Below are 21,180 nucleotides of genomic sequence, written 5' to 3'. Positions count from 1 at the left end.
ATAAAGGAGTAATTTATGTTAACGGAAAAACAATTAGAAGATATTAATCAACTTCAGCAAGAATGTGAAACACATGATCACATCCAACTGAAGTTAAATTGGGAAATGCTTAGAAATCGTACATCCACTCAATTAGACTTTTTTCAATATGAAAATGATGAGCTGGTAGCCTTTTTGGGGTTATATCCGTTCGGTTCGACTATAGAAGTATGTGGTATGGTGAAGCCTTATGAACGGAGAAAGGGATATTTCTCTAAACTGTTTCAACAAGGGATGGCGATAGCCAAACAACCTCCATACAATAAAATATTATTAAATGCGCCAACAAGTTCTGCAGAAGCTAAGCTATTCTTAAAGACAATTGGAGCAAATTATGTATTCTCAGAGCATCAAATGGAGTGGAAAGAAAAATTTTTGGAAGAAGTTAATGGCTTCACCTTGCGGCTAGCAAATGAAGGGGATTTAGAAATGCGTGTTCGATTGGATGTTGAAGCATTTGGTTTAACGAGAGAAGATGCACACGCAATGGAAAGCAGAATCAATGGAGATAGTGACAATGCTATGTACATGATAGATGTGAATGAAGAAACGGTCGGAAAAATTCGAGTGAAAAAAGAAAATGGCGAAGCATGGATCTATGGCTTTTCGATTCTACCTACCCAGCAAAGAAAAGGTATTGGCCGTAAAGTAATACAAAAAGTAGTGAAAGAACAATCAGCATCTGGTCACTCTGTTCATCTTGAGGTAGAAACAACAAATGCAAATGCGCTTAAGCTGTATGAATCAGTCGGTTTCGTCGTCATACATGCGCAAGATTACTATAGTTATAATTGAATTATGATTTCTACCCTGCTATTAATTGTTTAAATTAACTAGCAGGGTTTCTTCGGATAAATAGATTTACATTCTCTCTTCCCAATCCTTCTTTAACATTCCATAAACTACATGGTCAACATAATGATCATACAACCACTCTGCTTGACGAATGCACCCTTCTTCTATGAAACCTAGTCTTTCAGGGATTGCTCTACTTTTTGTATTTTCTACGGCAGCACGAATTTCTACTCTGTTTAACTCCAATTCGTTTAGTGCGTAATCGACAAAGGCTTTAACTGACTTAGTCATTAATCCTAAACCAACATAATCATCTCCAAGCCAGTAGCCAATACTAGTTGATTTATTGCTCCAATTAATTTGATGAAAGCCAATCACGCCAGCAAGCTTTCCATCATACCAAATTCCTGACTGTACTCCATTGTTATCACTAAATTGTTTCATCGTGGACTGGATGAAGCTTTGTGTATCAACAACAGACTTGGTGTAATCGATGAATGGCAACCATTCTCTCAAGCTGTCTTTTGAGCCAATCGTTAAATGGAACAGATGTTCTATGTCCCGTAAATCGAGCATTTTTAAATGTGTTTTTTCGTCTAATTTGTATGTAAACATAAAAAAACCTCCTATTAGTTAACATAATAAGATTATGTTAACCTATTTAATGAAACTTTGAAAAGTAGCTACACACCTAGCGCTACCTAGCATTGGAAACCATTATCTGTGCAATACTAACGAGTCGCCCAACTAATAGAACAAACGTTCTACAATCCATAAATTAAGCATTTTCTTGTTCTTCATTACCAAAAATAGTAACTGCGGCTCCGTTATCTTTTCTATTAAGAGATGAATCTAAAATAATTCTCTAAAAGACTACTCAGTGAAATAGCATCCAATATCGTTAAATTGTAACATTATTTTAAATATTAATATAGTTTATTTTTCATTTAGTTAACATAATACAATTATTTCAACCTAATTGATTAAATGGATTATTTTCAATCACCTGTTGTATTTCTTTATCTTCTACATGCGTATAAATTTGGGTCGTGGAAACACTGGTATGGCCAAGTATATGCTGCAAACTACGGATATCTGCTCCATTTTTATACATAATCGTCGCTGAAGTATGTCTTAGCTTATGTGGAGTTAATTTCTCTTTGTTTAAACCAGAGTCAGCATTTATTTGTTTTACTATCTTGGCGACTGTTTGACGAGTTAACCTCGTCCCTTTTTGTGACAAGAATAATGCTTCGTTGCTATTTGCTCCTTGTATGTATTTGCGTTCCTTTAACATATAGACTTCAAGCGATTGAATGCATACGTTGTTCAAGAAAACTGTACGTTCCTTATCTCCCTTCCCTATTACATGCAACACCCTATCCTGGATCGAGTTTAAGTTTAAGCTACATAACTCAGATACACGGAGCCCTAGGTTTAAAAAGAACATTATCATCGCGTAATTACGATAGTAATGATTATTTCTTTTAATACCATTGATAAAAACTTCCGCATCTTCTTGGTTCATATAAATTGGCTTTTTCTTCCCGATTTTGGGTGTTTCTAACTCGTCGGCTACATTTTCTTCTATTAATCTTCTTTTCCCCTTTAAATATTTGAAGAATGATTTAATCGTTGCGGCTTTGCGTGCTCGCGTCGCTGCACTATTTCCTCTTTGTACTTCACAGAATTCCAAAAATAAATATATGTCTTCTAATGAAATTTCACGGATAAATTCGATAGTTAAATCTTTTAAATCGATGTCTTCCGTTTTAGTAGGATCTATATCATTTTCTATTGCTTTTAAAAAACGAAGAAACAAGATAATGTCATATTCGTATTCCTTTCTGGTTCGAATCGATTTTCCTTTTATTGTTGTTAAATATACTAAAAAATCCTTCAAAATTTTCGGCACTTATTTCACCTCTTCTTCTCCTATTTTATCACAAAATAAGGTTCCCAAATATGAATTTGGGAACCTTATTGAAATTTAATGATTTATTGTAAAATGAACTCGTTTAAAGGAAAAATAATTCCATATTCTAGGTTGCTTCAAATTAGCTCTGAGAGCGTTTTATCTTTTATTTTGTGAGTAATTACCCGTAACTGCACTCTCGTAGTAAAAAAGATAAAAGTAAATTAAATAGCGAAAAATATTCATTTATAAAATAAAAAATGATAAACTGATATGATGGTTATCGAAATTAATGAATGGAAAGTTAGATGAGGTGAACATTTTAGTGTTAGAAAAAATAAAGAGAGAATGGTTCTCCAATGTGAGAGCTGACATCTTGTCTGGAGCTGTAGTAGCCTTAGCACTGATTCCAGAAGCAATTGCTTTCTCTATTATTGCTGGAGTCGATCCGATGGTTGGATTATATGCTTCGTTCCTAATAGCTGTTACGATTGCATTCGTCGGAGGTCGTCCAGCGATGATTTCTGCAGCAACAGGTGCAATGGCGCTATTAATGGTTCCATTAGTAAAAGAGTATGGACATGATTATTTACTAGCAGCCACTGTTTTAACAGGTGTGATTCAAATTCTATTTGGTGTTTTTAAAATAGCTAAGCTGATGAAATTTATTCCTCGGGCTGTTATGATTGGCTTTGTAAATGCATTGGCTATACTAGTTTTCTTAGCCCAAGTACCACATATTCTAGGAGAGTCTACAATGACATATGTTTTTGTAGGGATTACATTAGTCATTGTGTACGTGCTTCCTCGATTTGTACAATCTGTACCTGCTCCACTTATTGCGATTATTGTTCTTACAGCGGTTACTATATACGCTGGAATTGATATGAAAGTGGTTGGTGATCTAGGAGGAATAACGAAATCTTTACCGGAACTTTTTATTCCGAATATCCCTTTTAATTTTGAAACACTTGCTATCGTATTCCCCTACTCCCTTGCTCTAGCGATTGTCGGTTTATTAGAATCCTTACTAACTGCGTCAATCGTGGATGATATGACTGGGACCGAAAGTAATAAGAATAAAGAAGCAAAAGGACAGGGGATTGCTAATATCGTAACTGGTTTCTTTGGAGGAATGGCTGGATGTGCGATGATTGGTCAATCGGTGATTAATGTTAAATCAGGCGGGCGCGGAAGACTTTCCACATTTGTCGCAGGTTTACTTTTAATGTTTTTAATCATTGTATTAGGAGATCTTGTAGTCCAAATTCCAATGCCAGTATTAGTTGGTATTATGATTATGGTATGTATCGGAACATTTGATTGGTCCTCTTTTACGTACTTACGAAAAGCTCCTCGAACAGATGCAATTGTCATGCTAACTACGGTTATTATCGTCGTTGCAACTCATGACTTATCTAAAGGGGTTATTGCAGGGGTTATTTTAAGTGCTGTCTTTTTTGTAGCCAAAATAGCCAAAATAAAAGTAATAGAAAAAGACCTAAGCAACGGTACTACTCAGTTTGATATTGAAGGTCAATTATTTTTCGCTTCTGTGGAAGATTTTGTAGATGCTTTTGACTTTAATGTGGACAATAAATCAATTATCATCGACTTCTCACACTCTCATGTTTGGGACGATTCAGCAGTTGGTGCAATTGATAAGGTAGTTTTAAAGTATCGTGAACATCTAAATACAGTCACCATCAAAGGACTGGATTCGAAAAGTGAAAGCATGGTACAAAAATTAGCTATTTACAATAAAGCAAACCCTAGTTCTAATTAATCTATTCGTGGAGGTGTTAGTATGTATGGAAAGATTTTGTTAGCAGTCGATGGATCAAAAAACTCTCTTCGCGCAGCTACTGAAGCTGTAAAGATAGCTTCAATGAATTCTGAATGTAAAGTTGATATTGTATACGTAGCAGATTTCTCCAAATCAAAGAAGGAAATATTGCATGCGCAAGGTAAAGAAGAACTCGATCTTTCACGCCGTCAAAAAATACTTCCAGTGCAAGAACTATTACATGCTCAAAATATTTCATACACGACGAATATTTTACGAGGTGAACCCGGCCCAACCATTATTAAGTACGCAAATGATAACTCTTTTGAATTAGTTGTGATTGGTTCAAGAGGATTAAATGGATTGCAGGAGATGGTACTTGGAAGCGTGAGCCATAAAGTAGTCAAAAGAGCCAATTGTCCTGTGTTAATAGTGAAATAAGCACAATAATGTACCCTGCCTAAAAAACGGCAGGGTTTTTTTAATCAATAGGATTAAATTAAGAAGAATCAATTTCTTTTTTCAATTGTTTTTTTCTTATAGCATATACAACTACCATTATAAGAGGTATAAGAAGTCCAATGGAAACCGAGAAATAAAGTCCTGTGATCCGCTCGAATTCTTGTTGGTAGACAACATTCGGAAAAATAACAAGTGATAAAACGACAACGATCATTCCTAACGGATAAGTTAAAGGTCGATAATCTTTCAAATTTAAAATTTGCGCCAATCCATACACGCTTGCGTAAAAATAGAGAACCATCTTAGTATAAAGACCGATTATCCAAAGTGCAGCCATAAATGCCTCTATGCGAGTCACAAAATCCCCGATGTTAATCCTTTTAGCCAAGCCATAGCTTGGATAAATTTGTCTTGCGGTTGTGTCAGAACCTAACACAAAAATGCACAAAATAGTGATGATGCTAACAACTAATCCACCTATTAAACTTCCAAGGATAAATGATTTTTTAGCTTTTTTAGGTTCGTTGATAAAAGCCGGGAAAATCATCAATAAACTAACTGCATTGACAGCAGAGACAATGACTAGTATTAAGGAAGATTCAGCAATCGTTTTTATGTTTCCCTCAAATATCGGCTCAAGATTTTCAAATTCGATTTCACGTGATATGAAAATGACTAAGAAAAAAAATAGGAGGAAAAAAACAACAAAAAATATTTCTGCAGAACGAGCAATCGTCTCAAGCCCAAGCCGAACCGCCATTATTAATATTGCAGCCATTAGAATATTTGTTGCTACCATCGGCGTATTCGGTATCATATGCGTCGTAAGGAAAGAACCGGAATGATACAAAAGAGTAGTAGTATATAAAAGCATCATGCATATAAATAAAAAAGATAAGGCTTTACCTATCCATTTTCCAAAAAGAATTTCATTCAGTTGAATATAAGTGAGGTCAGGAAACCAAAAACCTATTATGGTAAATAGCCATACAATTAATAATCCAATACCCGTACCAAGTAAGGCGGCAATCCAAGCGTCTTGCTTAGCTTCTGCTGCTAAAGGAGAGGGACCAAGTAATATGCTCGTACCAATCGTAAATAATGTAACTAAAACTAAGAATTGATACGAATTTATTTTTACTTTTGGCATTATATTATTTTTCCACCTCACTTTTTAATCTAATTTTCTTAACGGGATAGGAGATGATGCAATGGCTTGAAAATAAAAGTTAAAAGTTGTGTTGGGTTCGGAATAGGTTTACCAAAACTATGTAAAACACCAAGACCTACTCCAATCGCAAGTAGCACTGAAAATACAATCAGCTCTTTTTTTTGCTTTTTTTTCACCAGAGATGGGACTTCGAGATATACAATAACAGCTGCTACTAATAGTATTCCAAAGCTTTTAAGCATAATTAGTTGTCCTTTTCCTTTTCAGTAATGGAATTATTGACTGTACCAGTTCTCAAAATCTTTACGTCTACTTTAATATTAGCTTTCATATTAGTAAAATGTTCATCCCATTGATGTTTCAACTTTTTCCATTCTTTTGGATTAGACCGATGAATAGCATCACCAAATCCAAAAATATCTGTTTCGAATTTTTTTTGTACGCTGGTAATAGACTGTCTAACTGTCTCTTCCACTTCTTTCTCGTATATTTTCTCTAAAGCTTTAATGGATTCAGGCTTACTAATATCGATTGGACATTCTATCTCACCAACATTTGCATCTATGTGCATATTAATATCTACTTCCGGACTTCCATTTTTCACTTTGCCTTTAAGTTTTGTTTTGAAACGTAGAACTTCTAAATTAGCTTTTCCTTCCTTAGGGCAAGATATTGTTGCCACCGTACTTTTTACTTCATTTCTGATGCCATTATAGCCTCTGCTTTCATTTTCTGTTAGCCATCCCACTAGTTTATCTTTTTTAAACACTGCTATATCATCATATTGAAGTTCGGCATAAGGCATAATGGTTTCCAAATTTTCTTTGCTCGATCCTATTTCCTTATTTCCTATAGCTAGAATCCCTGTTAACACAGCTTCTTTTCCATCGCTTCTAAGATCTACTACTAACTCATCTATTCTCACTCCAGCTGTAGCCGACCAGTTTTCTTCGGATATTTTAAGCGTGTTAAACAATTTGTTGGCTGGTATGGTTTCTATTGGGGTTTGAATATTTAATATTTCTTCAGCTGTCGAATCTCTAGCTATTACTACAAAGAAATCTGATCGAAATTCCCAATCCCTTGATATTAGATCTAAAGGATCGCCAATTCCTTCTTCAGCTAATGACTCACCTAGCACAAGCATTCGAAGATGTCCTGGATAAATTTTTCTAGGTGAGCTCTTTGTCATTTTTCGAAAAGCTTCATATACAGTTTCACCTCTTGCTTGGACGAGGGTTACTGGTGAACCTACCTTTCCTCCAGCCAATGATACTTCGGAAGGTACAACAACCTGAGCAGAAACAAGGTATTCATCATCTGATTTATCAATCCCTATGGCAAGAGTGATTGCCAGCTCGTTTAACTCCCTTCGATTCCAACAACCAGTTAGAAAGATGCAAAGAACCAGTAATATAACGATGCCTTTTTTCATACACTAATCCCCTTGCCATCTCTCATTGATCCTTTTCCGGACCTGGTTTTGCGGAAGTTGGATCTTGCTGTCTATTTCTATTTTGTTGACTGATTAAACGTGGGCGAGTCAGCATTTTCCAAATTGGTAATCGTATAAATGTATCCTTTTGTCCTTCCATATTAAAAGGAGCGATTGGAGCCATATATGGAATGCCAAATGACCGTAAACTACATAAATGCAAAATCAGGGCAATTAGACCTACTGTGATGCCAAATAACCCAAAAGTAGCTGCAAGGCCCATAAATCCGAAGCGCAATATTCTAACAGACATCGCCATGTCATAAGTGGGAGAAACGAAACTAGCGATAGCTGTTATAGAAACAACAATAACCATTGCAGCGGAAATCATGCCTGCTTCTACCGCTGCAGTCCCTATAACGAATGCCCCTACAATAGACATGGCTGAACCGATTGCTCTGGGCATTCTTAAGCCTGCTTCACGTAAAATTTCAAACGTAATTTCCATGATGAGCGCCTCTATAAATGCAGGAAATGGGACGCTCTCTCGTTGTGCTGCCAGATTAATAAGGAGTGCGGTCGGTATCATTTCATGATGAAAAGTAGTTGCGGCTACAAACAAAGCTGGAGCAAGTAAAGAAATTCCAAATGAAAAAAAACGAAGGATACGAACAAGACTAGTTAGATCCGCGCGCTGGTAATAGTCCTCCGAAGATTGAAAAAATTGAACAAATAAAGCAGGAACGAGTAATACAAAAGGTGTACCATCGATTAAAATGGCAATTCTTCCTTCTAATAAAGCTGAAGCTACTACATCTGGACGCTCTGTATTATAGACAGTTGGAAACGTGGACATTTGTGCATCTTGGATTAACTCTTCTATATTGCCGCTTTCAAGAATTCCATCTATATCAATCCGATCTAGTCGTAAACGAAGTTCTTCGACTATTTTGTCATTTGCGATACCGCTAATATACATGACTGCAACATTCGTTTTTGTTCGTTTTCCAATCTCTCTACTTTCCATCCAAAGTTTTGGGTCTTTTATTTTCCTTCTTATTAAAGCGGTATTAATACGTATATTTTCAGAGAAAGCTTCCCTTGGCCCTCTTATTACTGTCTGGGTGGTGCTTTCTGTAACTCCTCGTTCAACCCAATGTTTATTGCCAATTGTTAACCCATTTGCATACCCATCGATTAAAAAAATTACATCCCCTGATAAGAGTGAGGTAAAAAGCTCTTCAAAATCAGTAACATCTTTTATTTCGCCCATGGTTAGCGCATAATCTTTTATAGTGTTTATAAGGTTTGGATTAGGAGTTAGCTCGCTTTCTATTTCTGTTTCTTTAATGTCTAGCATTAATGATTCCATTATAAAATTTTGTATAGAAGGTCCATCGCTTAAACCGTCTGTATACACTATTGCAGCTTTAAGAACTCCATTATTACCAATTCGAATCTCTCGAATTACAATATCCGTACTATCGCCTAACGTATCCTTTACGGTTTTTATATTATCCTGAAGGTTAGTTGTTAATATTTGTTTATCATTGGACTCCTTCGATTGAGACTGATTTTCCGAAGGAGTAGTGGGCTTTGACTGATCATTTTTTCTCTCATAAAAAAAACCCATTTTATCCCTCTTTACCAATTTTATTTTGCATGTTATAAGAAAGCTTTTCCATATCATCCTACGTTTATTCGTTGAGTGGACATTACAAAGCAATAAAAAATACCAAGAGACAATAAAGCTCTTGGCATTACAAGTGTAAATATAATCGTTTCTTTTTTTATAAAAGAAATTCTTTAAACCATTGTGCACATGTGTAAGCATCCGCCCAGTCAGGATCTTTGTCCTCCACACCCCAACAGGCATAAAGAGTAGCCATAACTATCGCGGCTTTAAGTAATCTAGCCTTTTCTAATTGGAGTTCTTCACAAAGCATTTCCACACGATTTTTTAATACTGTTTTTGGGTTGTCATGATGAAATAGTTGGTTGATTAAAAACGAGATAACATCAAAATAAGAATCCCCTATTACCCCTTTCGGATCGATTGCCATCCAACCTTTTGACTCCGAGTATAAAATATTTTCGTGATGTAAATCCCCATGCAAGAGCTCGTTTCCTCTACTAGTATCAACCAAGTCCTTATAATATGTCTTTGCCTGTTGAATAAAGTCCAGAGAAATTCCTCCCTCCTCTTCGGGATTTTTTTCTGAGTAGCTATCAAACGCGACTAACCAATCGCTGATAGCAGGATGACTGTCATTCTTCATAACACTGGTACGTATAGAAGTCCAAACTTTCGCAAAATGTTGGATTGCTGTTTGTTCATCATGCACTTTACTAAGCATCTTACCGGGATGTAAATATTCTAATAGCATAGCTCCATGCTTTGCATCTGCAATCAATAACTTTGCACATCCCTTTCCATCATATGCTTGAAGCGTTCGAATTTCATTTTCAAAGTCATAATTTGGAACACCAAGCTTTAAAATCGCTTTATTCCCATTCTCATCTATTACTTTTAAGACATAATTATACGATAAGTTATCAACTGGCCCTTCCAGTTGCAGATCCCATTTTTCTAAATAATGTTGGATAGTGCTCTCCAAATTATTTAGCCATTCTTCCCCTACTTCACCAAATGCACCAATCACTTTATTTACGAATTGTATAGGATATTTCATTTGCTATTAGCCCTCCATGTGTTACTGTCATTACCCTTATTATCTAATATGTTTTTGTAACCTACAATGTCTTTATGGTGATACATACTTACATACTAAGAGGAAGTCTAATAAATTTCCGTAAAAGAAATGCCACGAGATGGGTACCTACTTAATTTTCCCCATCATCAGGCAGGAGTTGCAGCCACTAGCGCAAATCAAAGGAAATTGCCAAATGCTTATCTCAGCCTGCCAAAAGTCCAGTCATACAACGGTTGAAATGCTAAGAAGTGTATTAGAAAAGACCTCAATTCAAGGTCTTGGTTACAACTGCTAATCAATTAAATCAATTAACTTGTTAGTCATTTCTTCTGAAACCGTATAAATGGTGTGTGTATCATCAGTTTTCATCAAAGTGCTTTTTTCACCTTTTTCGCCTATCCATAAATAAAAACTTTGTTTGTTTTCGTTTTCATAGATAACATCTACATAAAACTCTGGTTTAGCCATTTCTGCTATACCATTTTCTTTTACAGCACTTGAAATCATACTTTTAAAAGTTTCAATAGAGCCATCATCTTCAAAAATGGTTGCACTACTTCCTTTTGATTTTGAAATGCTAACCTTGGTAATTTCTCCATCGAATTTCAATTTTCCGTTATTTTCTGATTGCTGTTCAGTGTTAGTCTTATCTGTGTCTATTGTAGTGCGATCTTCTGATTGGCAACCTAAAAGAATGACAGACGTTAAAGCCAATGACAATGCAAGAAACATAATTTTACTCATAAATGATAACCTCCTATTGTATTGTCTTTATTATTCAGGTTAGACGAAGCAAGTCCTCTTAACGTTTCAAAAATTAGTATATTAAATAACAACAATCTTTACGAAAACAGCCATTATTAATTATCGACTTGTTAAAAGCAGAATGAGCAGCAGTTTTTCGACTGGGTAAATCCAATAAATGTCTAAGGGCAACAGATTGTTCATTAAAACAATCAATTCTTAGAATAACAAGTTTACTTGTAGTGGGACGTCGGTAACTACAACTCACTATCCCCATATCGGGAAGAACCACGATGCACTAATATCCAGTAAATAGCTAAGAGCAAACAACAGTCATTGAAAGCAACCAATTCTATTCGGAAAGCAACTAAATCAGCATGAGAGCAACCAAAATACTAGTGAAAGCAACTAATACTTAAAATAGGAAGTTTACTTGATCAAAACGCCAATGTTAGGAGCTGTTTTTTATAAGCAGTGAGAAATTGGAATAGAATGTTGTACAAATACCACTCAAATTTTCAAGTAACCAGATATGTTCCAGTTGAGTCCCCCCTCGTAGGCTAGAACGCATTTCCCCAATTGATCGACTAGCCACAAAAAGAAGCTTAACTTCCCATTATTGGAAGTTAAGCTCTTTAATTTGGAACTATTTAATTACGTGCAAATTCTCCATCTACTTCTACTGTCTCAAAAATATTAATAAATGCTTTTTCATCATGTTTACGAACAATTTGCTTTATCTGCATCGTTTCATAACGAGTAACTACCATCATTAAAATCTGCTTCTTTTCTAAAGTAAAACCGCCATACCCATCTGTAATCGTCACTCCACGGTAGATGGAGCTAAGTAGTTCTTTCCTTATTTCTTCTCCGGAAGTTGTAACGATTTGCATCGTCAGCTTTTCGTGGTTTGTGTAAATTGTATCCACCATTTTACCGGTCAAGTAAATGGATAACAATGTATACAATGCGATTTCCCAGTTAAATACTGCTCCCGAGATGAGTACGATGAGCCCATTCATACCAGTTAAAAGTAAACCGACACGAATATTACTTTTTCGAGAAATAATCATCGCAATAATGTCCATTCCGCCTGAAGTACCTGAATATTTTAGAATTACTCCAATTCCAATTCCGCCTATTATACCACCGAATATAGAAGAGAGTAGTACATTATCTGTAATGGATTGGGCAGGTATGAAGTATAAAAAAATGGATAAGGAGATTACACAAACAAGTGTATTCAACGTAATTTTTTTCCCAAGCTTGAAATAACCTAATACTAGTAAAGGCAAATTAAGGATGAAGTTCAGTAACCCGGTATCGAATGGAGTGATTAAACCAAGTAAAATGGCTATTCCACTTACCCCACTACTTAGTATTTCATGAGGCACCAAAAATAAATTAAATGCAAATGCGATAATTAGAGAGCCCACAATGACTATTAAATTTTTCATTCTATTATGTTCCCCTCCAACTCGATGAAAAAAACTCGCCCAATTAGGACGAGTCTTACTTGTAAATACAAGAGTATTCTCTTCTAAATGATAGTACATTAAATTTATCAAAGAAAATCATGCACGTCAATGAATGTTGTTCCCCAATAATTGATAACCTTATTTGACAGTGATCATACCGTTATCAGTGGTTAAATAGATCATATTTTTTCCTTTTCCAAACGTCGTTTTCTCTGCTGATTTACCAAAAATGCTTATTCTACCATTGTCTGTTTTAGCAAGTATCGTTGCATTAGTCGGCTCCTGACCAGTCTGAATGCTAATAAGTCCATTATTCGTTTCTAACGTTATTTTTCGGTCCAGGTTGTTTGTAATTAATGAAATTTGGCCATTATCTGTTTCTGCATTGATAGAGCCTTCTACATTGTTAAGGGCAATTTTCCCGTTATCTGTTTGAACCCGTACATTTTCGCTAGCAAGATTTTGAAGATCTATTCTTCCGTTATCAGATTCCAGATTCACTTCAGTAACTAGCATATTTTTTATGATTATCTGACCATTATCAATTTCTGTTTTAATTTCTTTATATTCCTTTTCAGGTACTTGAATAGTGATTTTATTGTTTAATGAAGAAAATCCAATTTGGATAAAATGCCAACCTTTTTCTTTTAATTCGACATTTAATGTATCACCGTTAACATCCGCACTTAAATGATAGTTCAATTTTTTCTTCATCTTACCTGAAAACGATACGATCGTTTTATTTTCTTTCGATGGTAATAATTCTACAGCTGCATTGTCTGCTAAAACTTCAATCTTGGAAAAATTAGTTTCTTCTATGACAATTTCATCTGATTTTTTTACGAAAGTATCTGTGACATTTAAGATAATATTTATAGCTGCTCCAGCTAATAATACAAATATACATATAATTGCAATCTTTTTTAAACTCATCTTGTCAGCTCCCATTTAATATTTCCTTAATACATCTTATTATATAGTGTATAGAAAATATTCAAATGGTCTGGAGAAGTGACTTTGTCTAAGTCTTGAGGCGTATTACTACTGCAAAAGATGTAAAAGCATTTTTCAGTCAAAGTAAGAGAGATACCCTTCAAGCTCAAGGTTGGGCTATGTTTGTTAGCTTCCATTATCCAATTTGTGTTTCTAGTAAATTAGTTTTTTCATTTAAGAGCTCGGTATATGTAGCTAGCTCCTCTTTGCTGGTTGTTTTTATGTATATAGGTTCTCCAAAAATGATTGTAGCTTTTTTCATTTTCCGTAACTCTTTTAATGTCCTAGGACCAACATATAATGCAGGAATGATTGGGGCCTTCGATAAATTACCAATTGTTACGGCACCTCTTTTTAAAGGTGCTCCTTCTGATGCTCTAGTGCCACTGGGGAATATGCCAACTACTTCACCAGATCTTAAAAGCTTTACTGGTTGCTTAATACTGCTAGGAGATGGGTTTTCCCTGTCGACAGGAAAAGCATTTATGCTTCGTAGAAACCGCCCAATCAGTTTGTTTTCAAAAAGCTCTTTCTTTGCCATAAAATGAATCGGCTTTGGTACACACATTCCTAATATGACAATTTCTAACCAGCCTCTATGCGTACAAGTGACGATATACCCGCCATCCTTTGGCAATAAATGCTCGTTTTTCATTTCTACTTTTCCAAATGAACGTACCACCAGTTTTGCAACCGATAATGTAAAATTATACATAGACATCACCTTTTATTATCTAGTTTTAGTATCTAGTGCTAATTATACTTGGGAAGTAATAAAAATACCAGACCTGGAAAAGGCCTGGTATAGTTCAGTCATTTACTTCAACTTATTGAGCAGAACCTATATATCGATCTTTTGCAGCCCCAAGGCCAAAGAAAAAGAGCAGTATAGAAGCTCCAACCAATAACAAAAGTGGAGTAGTCCAGCTATTCGTAGTGTCATGTAGAAAACCGAACAACGTTGGTCCAATAGCAGCAAGAAAATAACCGACCGATTGCGCCATACCGGACAATTCTGCAGCTTCATGTGGGTTCTTAGTACGTAAGCCGAAAAACATCATGGCTAAACCAAAAGCAAATCCTCCGCCAATTCCTAAAAGAATTATCCATAAAACAATCAAATTCATGCTCCCATAAAGTAATCCAAGTGTGCCACTTAACAGTAAAATGGTCATCAAGATAACTAATGAACGTTGACTTGACATACGACCAGCGATAACCGGAATAATAAAGGTAAATGGAAGTAAAGCTAACTGCATAGTCGATAGTAACCAGCCAGATTGATCTGCACTTATTCCTTGTTCCTTTAGAATTTCAGGTAACCATGCAATAAGTACATAAAATAACAAAGATTGTAGACCCATAAACAAGGTTACTTGCCAAGCTAGTGCAGAACCCCATAAATTCACTTTCTTTTGAGCTATTTGAGTGTGAGCTGTTGATGTTTGCACATGTCGATGTTTCATTTGGGGTAACCAAAACAATATGGATACAAAGCTTAAAATCCCCCAAACCCCTAAGGATCCCTGCCATCCGAACCCTAAGCCAAGTGCAATTGGAACACTAATACCAGAAGCGATTGCCCCACATAAGTTCATCGAAATAGAATAAACACCTGTCATCATACCAATTCGTTTCGGAAATTCTCGCTTTATAAGGCTCGGTAGTAGTACATTACAAATAGAAATGGCGAATCCGAGTATAGCGGTTCCAATATATATATTAGCCGTCCCCGATAAAGAACGTAAAATAATACCGATAGTGAGGAAGATGACAGAAATCAGAATGATTAGTTCAACCCCGAATTTACGACCTAATTTAGGTACAAAAGGCGAAAAAAATGCAAAAGCGAGTAATGGTAATGTGGTAATCATTCCAGCTACTGTATTTGATAAGTGCATATTCTCTCTAATAAGACCTACTAGTGGACCGACCGAGGTTAAAGGTGCACGTAGATTAGCGGCTATAAAAACAATTCCTAAAATAATTAGCAAAGGGGCTGATTGTTTACTAATTATAGAAGGAGACTTTGTATCTTGACTAAATTGATTGTGCAAATTCATCATGCTTCCTCCTTCAATTACATCTAATCAGCTGATTCATTGATTAGTGTAAACTTCTTTTGAAATTTCCTCTTATACTGTAGAATTATATTTTTCACTTATATATATTATACTATATCTTTAATTAGTTATTGTAAACTATAATAAACTAAATCTATTGAAATTATTCTACTCAACCTTTTAAAAGAATTATAGTTTACACAAAATAACCCTTAATCATCACTCATCAGGATGATTAAGGGTTATTTTGTGTATTTAGCGGGAGATACGAAGTTAAATCCCATACTTCAACACAATATGTAGAACGACCACATCATTAGAATTGTTTGTATAGGAATGTGTACTATCTGCGCGAAAACTAATAGAATCATACGCATTCAATTCATAGGATTCCTCATTCACGCTAATTGTAATCTTTCCCGACATAACTGTAACAATTTCAGTCGTATTCTGGTGGTGTTTTTCTGGATGGTAGGTGCTGTTCGGTTGTAAGTAGGTACGACACATCTCAATTTCATTACTGGCATTTTGAAAGATAGGCTCCATTATCCAAGTTTTCAAATCCCCAGCGATCCTCAGCCCTTGACCTGCCCTGGATAGATTGACATTGCTTTCTCTTGCAAACAATGCCATAAGAGGTATCGACAAACCTTTTGAAATTTTCCACAACATACCAAGTGTTGGATTTGTTTCCCCACGTTCGATATTTCCAAGGGTTAATTTGCTCACGCCTGTTAATTCCGATAAATCTTCGAGGCTCAATTGCTTTTCTTTACGAAGTTTTTTTAGAGCATTCCCAACTTGTAATACAACTTGCTTTGGATCTTCTGCCTCCACTTTTATCCCCCCTTATGATAATTACGAATCGTTTAGTTTAATACCTAATGAAAATTATACGGATTGAAAGATAGAAATGCCAGCCCCAAAGAGGACTGGCAAAGATAACGGATATTTATTCCAAGAGACTTCTCTACTAGTAACCCATTTCCAATCAACAGCAACAATGCACAAGGAGTGGCTACAAATCACTGTGGAATCCCATTACTAATGATTAGCCTCTATAAAAATAGACTGCTCACAATTGGATAAAGTAAGCAGTCTGTTCATTTGTTATACCATTTCGGAACAAGTAACCTAAATTCTTCGAACTGATCTAATGTAAAACGAGTGTACTGTTGAAACTTATCTCTTTGTTTCGCTGCAACTTCATGACCCCATACTTCAGCAGAGACAATATGAATCGCTGCATACAAACGATGTAGTTTCCAAAAAGAAAGAGGAATTGGTTGATGTTCATGATAACCGTCTAATACTCCTTTGGAATAGGCTGTACTAATAGGCACATTAAAGTATTCCATTTTGTAAAACTCATTAATTGGATCTGCATAGGTAATTTTTTGCATATCTATTAAACCAGTAAATCGGCCTTCTTCTACTAATATATTCCCTGGGTGAAAATCATAATGCTGAACGCAGCTAGGTCGATTTTTTAACAAATGCAAATTTTGCTGAATAAAAGGTAGGACACATTCATAATGACTATTTCCTTTCACTATTTCAGAAAAGCGAGGTGCTAGTCTTTCTACTCGGTTCCGCCATGTCTCTTCCCAGTTTTGGTGACTAGCTGGTGCATGAACGCTGTGCAGAAACTGGAGTGTTTTACCTACCTGACTTCCAATTTCATATTGTTCTGTTTCACTTTTTAACGGCAGTGCGATTTCCCCATTCTCTCCATTTATGTAATCTAGTATCATATATGCTTTTTCATTCACTACTCCTACTTCATGAACAAATGGTATATGGCTATCCAATGCATGCACTTCATTAATGATTTCTGCTTGTTTTTTTAACTTCTGTACATCTCCATGCGCTGAAATGCGAAGTAAATAGGTATGGTCAACGCACCATTTCTCATCATCTGAAAACCCTTCTTCGATGAATTGAAAAATAGTACACTTATCTAAAAATGGTATATTCGGCTTTTCCATTAGTCTCCCCCTATTTCTTTTACTATAAAGTTGTAGAATATCTAATAACAAGAATTTCACTTTACATTATTTTCAGACATTTCACAATGTATTTTTTCCATAGAAAAAAGCCGATCCGTTATTGGTAAGAACAACAGATCGACCTTTTATGCTATTTTTTAACGAGCTGATCGAACGTTCTGTAGTACATTGATAGCGAGCATTATCACACTAAAGACAACAAGTACCCCACCGATCGCAGTAAATACAGTTGCTATTGCTGCTCCGTTTAAAATAAGGACGGTAAGTGCAATCATCATTAATGGAAGTCCGATATTGGCACTCCAAAAATGAAGCTTGGCATATACGTTGCTACTTGTACTTGGAAATAAATAATAAACAAACCCAGCAAATGCGAAAGATGCCCAACCAATCAGATTGACATGTACATGCACACCTTTCAACGCATAATCGTGCGCCATCGACATGTACAGACCTAACAGAACCCCAATCACAAAATAAACAACCGAAATCTTGATAAAGCGGATAGCCATGCCTACTTTCCCCTTTCTCATAATAGAATAATTAGTTCTATATATTCTATTTACAAAGGAAATGGAGTATGCTAAGTCTGTAAAATAATGGGGTTGTCCGTCCTGTTCCGGTAAAGTGAATACACTATTAGAGAGCTTGCTTAAAAAATTCAATAAATAGTTGAACGAGTATAGTGTCCGGTAAATATTTTTCTCTTGTGTTAAAAGATTATTATATTAAAGGTAAATCACTCTCTTGCATAGAATGTATATAAAAGGAGGGCGTAATATGAGTTATATGAGTATAGTTTTTGCTGTCATCTATTTGTTTTTATTCTTATTTGTATGCTATAAGATGTTTAAAACGAAACGGATTCCATCCAATCGATACACACCTTTTGACGACTTGATGACCGGCACGAAAACAGATATCAAACAGAAGAAAAGTATTCAAGATACGAAACATGAAACGGAATACGAAGAAAAAACACTTAAAAAACTATAACTGCTTTATTCCTTAATTCGATAATGAATTAGCTCATGCACTTCCTTAAATCCTGCAACTTTATATAAACGGTTGGCTTTATCATTCTCTTTTGCAACACTCAGAGAAATTTCTTCGATTTCATCGAAAGAAAAAAGATAGGACAAAGCGGCTTGGATTAGTAATGTGCCAATTCCTTGTTTTTGGTAGTCAGCTGCTACAGCAATATATTCAATCGATCCTTCTTTACGCTCGGGATTCGATTCGACATAAACGTATCCTTTAATCCTTCCTTCATTATCATTTATTACGAATAACTGATTATGATCACTTAATCGATCAAGTATTTCCGAAGCGTTAAAATATGTATTTGGAAAAGTTGCCTCATGAAGGCTCATAAATGAATCTTTATATGCTAAATCATAGGATTCTATCTGTGCCAAATCAACTACACCTAAATCTTTGCGGAAAGCTTTCAATAATAGATGATTTCCTTTATTTATAGCATTTTTATGTATCGCAAACTGTTGAACGAACTCATTTTTTATATTTACGAAAAATGAAAATTCTTTCACTTCGCTAGTTAATAATGCATTCGCTTTTTCCCACAAACTATCAGCAAGTTGATAATCTCCTTCATTATTAATAAAAGGTCCCCATACTTCTGCACTTTTGCTTTCCTTATCTATATCCAACCCCAAAGCGCCAATCAGTTTTTCCTCGTCACAACCAACTACAAAAGATTGGGAGATATCTGCATCAGAAAATTCATGATTCAACGTATTGGCAATCTCCTCCTTCGTTTCCCCACAATAACCGATATGACTTTCCGGAACTGTATTCATTTCTTCTAAAAAAAGGGAAAGCATTTCAATATCTTTAAGGGGACTTATTCTAATATTCATCCTTTACAAACCTCATTTCATAAACGTTTTTGGTATTGAAAAATAATAGATGAAGGAAACAATATGATACAATCAAGATAAAATACATTCATAGAGGTGGACCATATGTGCCGCAATATAAAAACACTTTTTAACTTTGAGCCAGTCGCAACAGATGATGAGATTTATGCAGCTTCCCTTCAATATGTTCGTAAGATTTCCGGATTTAATAAACCTTCAAAAGTCAATGAAGAAAGTTTTCATAAAGCTGTGGAGGAAGTGTCTATAATTACGAGAAATTTGCTAGACTCCCTACAGACGAGCGCAGAACCACGCGATCGAGAGATACAAGCAGAACAAGCACGACTGAGAAATGCAAAGAGATTTGGTACCGGAGAAGTTTCATCATCTACTAAGTGATATGAAAGAGCTGCCCAATAGGGTCTAGCTCTCTTTTTATTTATGCCCAGACGTTATTCAATTGATCGGAATAGAAACGAATTGCTTTTTGGTAATTCAAAATATGGTACTTCGCTTATATGCATTGCACACATACAAATATAGCCACACGATTGCAATCAAAGTGTGGCTATTCATGATATTAAGGCTAATCTATTATCCTATTCAAATCTTCCCAACTGCATTAAGGTTAATCAGTCTATCTCTTGCCTCTAAATATTCCTTATCCAGTTTGTCTACGAATTTTGCTGCACTAGTAATTTCATGGATAGAGCCAACACCTTGGCCGCTCCCCCAAATATCTTTCCAAGCTTTTGCGGACGTTTCACCAAAATTCATCTTAGATGGATCACTCTCCGGAAGATTGTCAGGGTCTAATCCAGCTGCTTTAATAGAAGACTTTAGATAATTCCCATGTACACCTGTGAAAAGACTGCTATACACAATATCATCAGAGGTTGCTTCAACAATTGCTTGCTTATAGCTTTCAGATGCACGGGCCTCATCTGTTGCAATGAACGGCGAGCCGATATAGGCGAAATCGGCTCCCATTGCTTGAGCTGCGAGGATAGAACTTCCTGAAGCAATCGAACCCGATAAAGCAAGCGGACCATCGAACCACTGTCGTATTTCTTGTACTAAAGCAAAAGGACTCTTTACTCCAGCGTGACCGCCAGCTCCTGCAGCAACTGCAATTATGCCGTCTGCACCTTTATCGATTGCCTTGTGCGCGAACGTGTTATTAATCACGTCGTGCAAAGCAATTCCTCCATAGCTATGTGCAGCTGCGAATATCTCTTCACGAGCGCCTAACGATGAAATAATGATGGGAACCTTGTACTTCACGCACAATTCCATATCATGTTCTAAGCGGTCATTCGACTTGTGAACAATTTGATTGATTGCAAACGGTGCAGCTGGACGATCAGGATTTTTCGCGTTATAAGCTGCTAATTCCTCTGTTATTTCTGCCAACCATTCATCCAGCAAGGAAGCGGGTCTCGCGTTAAGGGCGGGCATTGATCCAACAATCCCTGCCTTGCATTGCTCGATTACTAGCTTTGGGTTACTAATAATAAATAGTGGTGCTCCGATTACAGGGAGACGTAGATTCTGAAGTACTGACGGCATTTTTGACATTTGTTGTTCCTCCATTCAATAAACACTCTTATTTAATAGCTTCATAAATATTCTATCATCATTGGTTTTAATTTTCAGATTAATAGGAATATAACATACTTAGGATGTCTTGCATACC

Annotated in this window: 22 protein-coding genes; 5 read left to right on the top strand and 17 right to left on the bottom strand. The window is 35.8% G+C overall.

The features are described 5' to 3' along the window. The first annotated feature begins 15 nt into the window (after window positions 1-15). Window positions 16-834, top strand: a complete 819-nt coding sequence (locus ACIP9W_RS08330) for a GNAT family N-acetyltransferase (protein ID WP_400788089.1) — start codon at window positions 16-18, stop codon at window positions 832-834. A gap of 66 nt (window positions 835-900) precedes the next feature. Here the strand turns inward: ACIP9W_RS08330 and ACIP9W_RS08325 are convergent, their stop codons facing one another. Both ACIP9W_RS08325 and ACIP9W_RS08320 read right to left on the bottom strand, forming a co-directional pair. Beyond that, complete coding sequence (locus ACIP9W_RS08325; RefSeq protein ID WP_400788086.1) at window positions 901-1,449, bottom strand: GNAT family N-acetyltransferase; 549 nt, start codon at window positions 1,447-1,449, stop codon at window positions 901-903. A gap of 355 nt (window positions 1,450-1,804) precedes the next feature. Next, window positions 1,805-2,749 (bottom strand): tyrosine recombinase XerC, encoded by a 945-nt coding sequence (locus tag ACIP9W_RS08320; RefSeq protein ID WP_400788084.1) that lies wholly within the window; start codon window positions 2,747-2,749, stop codon window positions 1,805-1,807. A gap of 325 nt (window positions 2,750-3,074) precedes the next feature. Here ACIP9W_RS08320 and ACIP9W_RS08315 point away from each other — a divergent pair, with 325 nt between their 5' ends. Together ACIP9W_RS08315 and ACIP9W_RS08310 are read left to right on the top strand one after the other, a co-directional pair. After that, on the top strand, window positions 3,075-4,535 hold the full coding sequence (locus ACIP9W_RS08315) for a SulP family inorganic anion transporter (RefSeq protein WP_400788082.1): 1,461 nt from the start codon (window positions 3,075-3,077) through the stop codon (window positions 4,533-4,535). Between the two features lie 21 nt (window positions 4,536-4,556). Beyond that, window positions 4,557-4,976: a universal stress protein gene (locus tag ACIP9W_RS08310; protein WP_400788080.1), complete on the top strand. Its 420-nt coding sequence runs from the start codon at window positions 4,557-4,559 to the stop codon at window positions 4,974-4,976. Window positions 4,977-5,034: 58 nt separating this feature from the next. On the opposite strand, the gene ACIP9W_RS08305 is transcribed toward ACIP9W_RS08310, so the two are convergent. From ACIP9W_RS08305 to ACIP9W_RS08245, 13 genes are all read right to left on the bottom strand, one after another. Further along, window positions 5,035-6,147 (bottom strand): GerAB/ArcD/ProY family transporter, encoded by a 1,113-nt coding sequence (locus tag ACIP9W_RS08305; RefSeq protein ID WP_400788078.1) that lies wholly within the window; start codon window positions 6,145-6,147, stop codon window positions 5,035-5,037. A gap of 38 nt (window positions 6,148-6,185) precedes the next feature. Next, window positions 6,186-6,410 carry a hypothetical protein gene (locus ACIP9W_RS08300; RefSeq protein ID WP_400788076.1) on the bottom strand — a complete coding sequence of 75 codons (225 nt, stop codon included), beginning with the start codon at window positions 6,408-6,410 and terminating at the stop codon, window positions 6,186-6,188. A gap of 2 nt (window positions 6,411-6,412) precedes the next feature. Further along, entirely contained in the window at window positions 6,413-7,603 is a 1,191-nt protein-coding gene (locus tag ACIP9W_RS08295; protein WP_400788074.1) for a Ger(x)C family spore germination protein, read from the bottom strand. 22 nt (window positions 7,604-7,625) lie between these two features. Next, window positions 7,626-9,236 carry a spore germination protein gene (locus ACIP9W_RS08290; protein ID WP_400788072.1) on the bottom strand — a complete coding sequence of 537 codons (1,611 nt, stop codon included), beginning with the start codon at window positions 9,234-9,236 and terminating at the stop codon, window positions 7,626-7,628. Between the two features lie 157 nt (window positions 9,237-9,393). Continuing rightward, window positions 9,394-10,296 carry an aminoglycoside phosphotransferase family protein gene (locus tag ACIP9W_RS08285; RefSeq protein ID WP_400788070.1) on the bottom strand — a complete coding sequence of 301 codons (903 nt, stop codon included), beginning with the start codon at window positions 10,294-10,296 and terminating at the stop codon, window positions 9,394-9,396. Window positions 10,297-10,608: 312 nt separating this feature from the next. Continuing rightward, entirely contained in the window at window positions 10,609-11,061 is a 453-nt protein-coding gene (locus tag ACIP9W_RS08280) for a YhfM domain-containing protein (protein WP_400788068.1), read from the bottom strand. A 650-nt stretch (window positions 11,062-11,711) separates the two neighbouring features. Next, a complete protein-coding gene (locus ACIP9W_RS08275; RefSeq protein ID WP_400788065.1) occupies window positions 11,712-12,518 on the bottom strand; it encodes a YitT family protein in 807 nt (268 codons plus the stop codon). 159 nt (window positions 12,519-12,677) lie between these two features. Next, a complete protein-coding gene (locus ACIP9W_RS08270) occupies window positions 12,678-13,472 on the bottom strand; it encodes a DUF4097 family beta strand repeat-containing protein (protein WP_400788062.1) in 795 nt (264 codons plus the stop codon). 196 nt (window positions 13,473-13,668) lie between these two features. After that, window positions 13,669-14,247 (bottom strand): lysophospholipid acyltransferase family protein, encoded by a 579-nt coding sequence (locus ACIP9W_RS08265; RefSeq protein WP_400788060.1) that lies wholly within the window; start codon window positions 14,245-14,247, stop codon window positions 13,669-13,671. A 112-nt stretch (window positions 14,248-14,359) separates the two neighbouring features. Further along, window positions 14,360-15,595, bottom strand: a complete 1,236-nt coding sequence (locus ACIP9W_RS08260; protein WP_400788209.1) for a CynX/NimT family MFS transporter — start codon at window positions 15,593-15,595, stop codon at window positions 14,360-14,362. A gap of 273 nt (window positions 15,596-15,868) precedes the next feature. Then, window positions 15,869-16,432: a helix-turn-helix domain-containing protein gene (locus ACIP9W_RS08255; protein WP_400788058.1), complete on the bottom strand. Its 564-nt coding sequence runs from the start codon at window positions 16,430-16,432 to the stop codon at window positions 15,869-15,871. Window positions 16,433-16,698: 266 nt separating this feature from the next. Beyond that, window positions 16,699-17,583, bottom strand: a complete 885-nt coding sequence (locus ACIP9W_RS08250) for an aminoglycoside phosphotransferase family protein (RefSeq protein WP_400788056.1) — start codon at window positions 17,581-17,583, stop codon at window positions 16,699-16,701. A gap of 158 nt (window positions 17,584-17,741) precedes the next feature. Then, entirely contained in the window at window positions 17,742-18,116 is a 375-nt protein-coding gene (locus tag ACIP9W_RS08245; RefSeq protein WP_400788054.1) for a cytochrome-c oxidase, read from the bottom strand. A 268-nt stretch (window positions 18,117-18,384) separates the two neighbouring features. On the opposite strand from ACIP9W_RS08245, the gene ACIP9W_RS08240 reads away from it, so the two are divergent. Next, window positions 18,385-18,600 carry a hypothetical protein gene (locus ACIP9W_RS08240; protein WP_400788052.1) on the top strand — a complete coding sequence of 72 codons (216 nt, stop codon included), beginning with the start codon at window positions 18,385-18,387 and terminating at the stop codon, window positions 18,598-18,600. A 5-nt stretch (window positions 18,601-18,605) separates the two neighbouring features. Here the strand turns inward: ACIP9W_RS08240 and ACIP9W_RS08235 are convergent, their stop codons facing one another. After that, window positions 18,606-19,484 (bottom strand): GNAT family N-acetyltransferase, encoded by an 879-nt coding sequence (locus ACIP9W_RS08235; RefSeq protein ID WP_400788050.1) that lies wholly within the window; start codon window positions 19,482-19,484, stop codon window positions 18,606-18,608. Window positions 19,485-19,589: 105 nt separating this feature from the next. On the opposite strand from ACIP9W_RS08235, the gene ACIP9W_RS08230 reads away from it, so the two are divergent. Continuing rightward, window positions 19,590-19,883 carry a DUF2277 domain-containing protein gene (locus ACIP9W_RS08230; RefSeq protein WP_400788048.1) on the top strand — a complete coding sequence of 98 codons (294 nt, stop codon included), beginning with the start codon at window positions 19,590-19,592 and terminating at the stop codon, window positions 19,881-19,883. 204 nt (window positions 19,884-20,087) lie between these two features. Here the strand turns inward: ACIP9W_RS08230 and ACIP9W_RS08225 are convergent, their stop codons facing one another. Next, entirely contained in the window at window positions 20,088-21,062 is a 975-nt protein-coding gene (locus ACIP9W_RS08225; RefSeq protein ID WP_400788046.1) for an NAD(P)H-dependent flavin oxidoreductase, read from the bottom strand. Window positions 21,063-21,180 lie beyond the last annotated feature (118 nt).

The organism is Psychrobacillus sp. NPDC093180 (assembly GCF_044754065.1).
In the GTDB taxonomy this organism is placed as follows: domain Bacteria; phylum Bacillota; class Bacilli; order Bacillales_A; family Planococcaceae; genus Psychrobacillus.
The sequence above is the reverse complement of the archived record's forward strand: the minus strand, read 5'-3'. Positions and strand labels throughout refer to the sequence as shown.

Bases quoted from the DNA above. Each gene is read 5' to 3' on its own strand.
- ACIP9W_RS08325 (WP_400788086.1), bottom strand. From the start codon at position 1,449: ATGTTTACATACAAATTAGACGAAAAAACACATTTAAAAATGCTCGAT.
- ACIP9W_RS08305 (WP_400788078.1), bottom strand. From the start codon at position 6,147: ATGCCAAAAGTAAAAATAAATTCGTATCAATTCTTAGTTTTAGTTACA.
- ACIP9W_RS08235 (WP_400788050.1), bottom strand. From the start codon at position 19,484: ATGAATATTAGAATAAGTCCCCTTAAAGATATTGAAATGCTTTCCCTT.
- ACIP9W_RS08245 (WP_400788054.1), bottom strand. From the start codon at position 18,116: ATGGCTATCCGCTTTATCAAGATTTCGGTTGTTTATTTTGTGATTGGG.
- ACIP9W_RS08260 (WP_400788209.1), bottom strand. From the start codon at position 15,595: ATGAATTTGCACAATCAATTTAGTCAAGATACAAAGTCTCCTTCTATA.
- ACIP9W_RS08250 (WP_400788056.1), bottom strand. From the start codon at position 17,583: ATGGAAAAGCCGAATATACCATTTTTAGATAAGTGTACTATTTTTCAA.
- ACIP9W_RS08300 (WP_400788076.1), bottom strand. From the start codon at position 6,410: ATGCTTAAAAGCTTTGGAATACTATTAGTAGCAGCTGTTATTGTATAT.
- ACIP9W_RS08310 (WP_400788080.1), top strand. From the start codon at position 4,557: ATGTATGGAAAGATTTTGTTAGCAGTCGATGGATCAAAAAACTCTCTT.
- ACIP9W_RS08265 (WP_400788060.1), bottom strand. From the start codon at position 14,247: ATGTATAATTTTACATTATCGGTTGCAAAACTGGTGGTACGTTCATTT.
- ACIP9W_RS08275 (WP_400788065.1), bottom strand. From the start codon at position 12,518: ATGAAAAATTTAATAGTCATTGTGGGCTCTCTAATTATCGCATTTGCA.
- ACIP9W_RS08270 (WP_400788062.1), bottom strand. From the start codon at position 13,472: ATGAGTTTAAAAAAGATTGCAATTATATGTATATTTGTATTATTAGCT.
- ACIP9W_RS08240 (WP_400788052.1), top strand. From the start codon at position 18,385: ATGAGTTATATGAGTATAGTTTTTGCTGTCATCTATTTGTTTTTATTC.
- ACIP9W_RS08295 (WP_400788074.1), bottom strand. From the start codon at position 7,603: ATGAAAAAAGGCATCGTTATATTACTGGTTCTTTGCATCTTTCTAACT.
- ACIP9W_RS08230 (WP_400788048.1), top strand. From the start codon at position 19,590: ATGTGCCGCAATATAAAAACACTTTTTAACTTTGAGCCAGTCGCAACA.
- ACIP9W_RS08330 (WP_400788089.1), top strand. From the start codon at position 16: ATGTTAACGGAAAAACAATTAGAAGATATTAATCAACTTCAGCAAGAA.
- ACIP9W_RS08225 (WP_400788046.1), bottom strand. From the start codon at position 21,062: ATGTCAAAAATGCCGTCAGTACTTCAGAATCTACGTCTCCCTGTAATC.
- ACIP9W_RS08280 (WP_400788068.1), bottom strand. From the start codon at position 11,061: ATGAGTAAAATTATGTTTCTTGCATTGTCATTGGCTTTAACGTCTGTC.
- ACIP9W_RS08285 (WP_400788070.1), bottom strand. From the start codon at position 10,296: ATGAAATATCCTATACAATTCGTAAATAAAGTGATTGGTGCATTTGGT.
- ACIP9W_RS08290 (WP_400788072.1), bottom strand. From the start codon at position 9,236: ATGGGTTTTTTTTATGAGAGAAAAAATGATCAGTCAAAGCCCACTACT.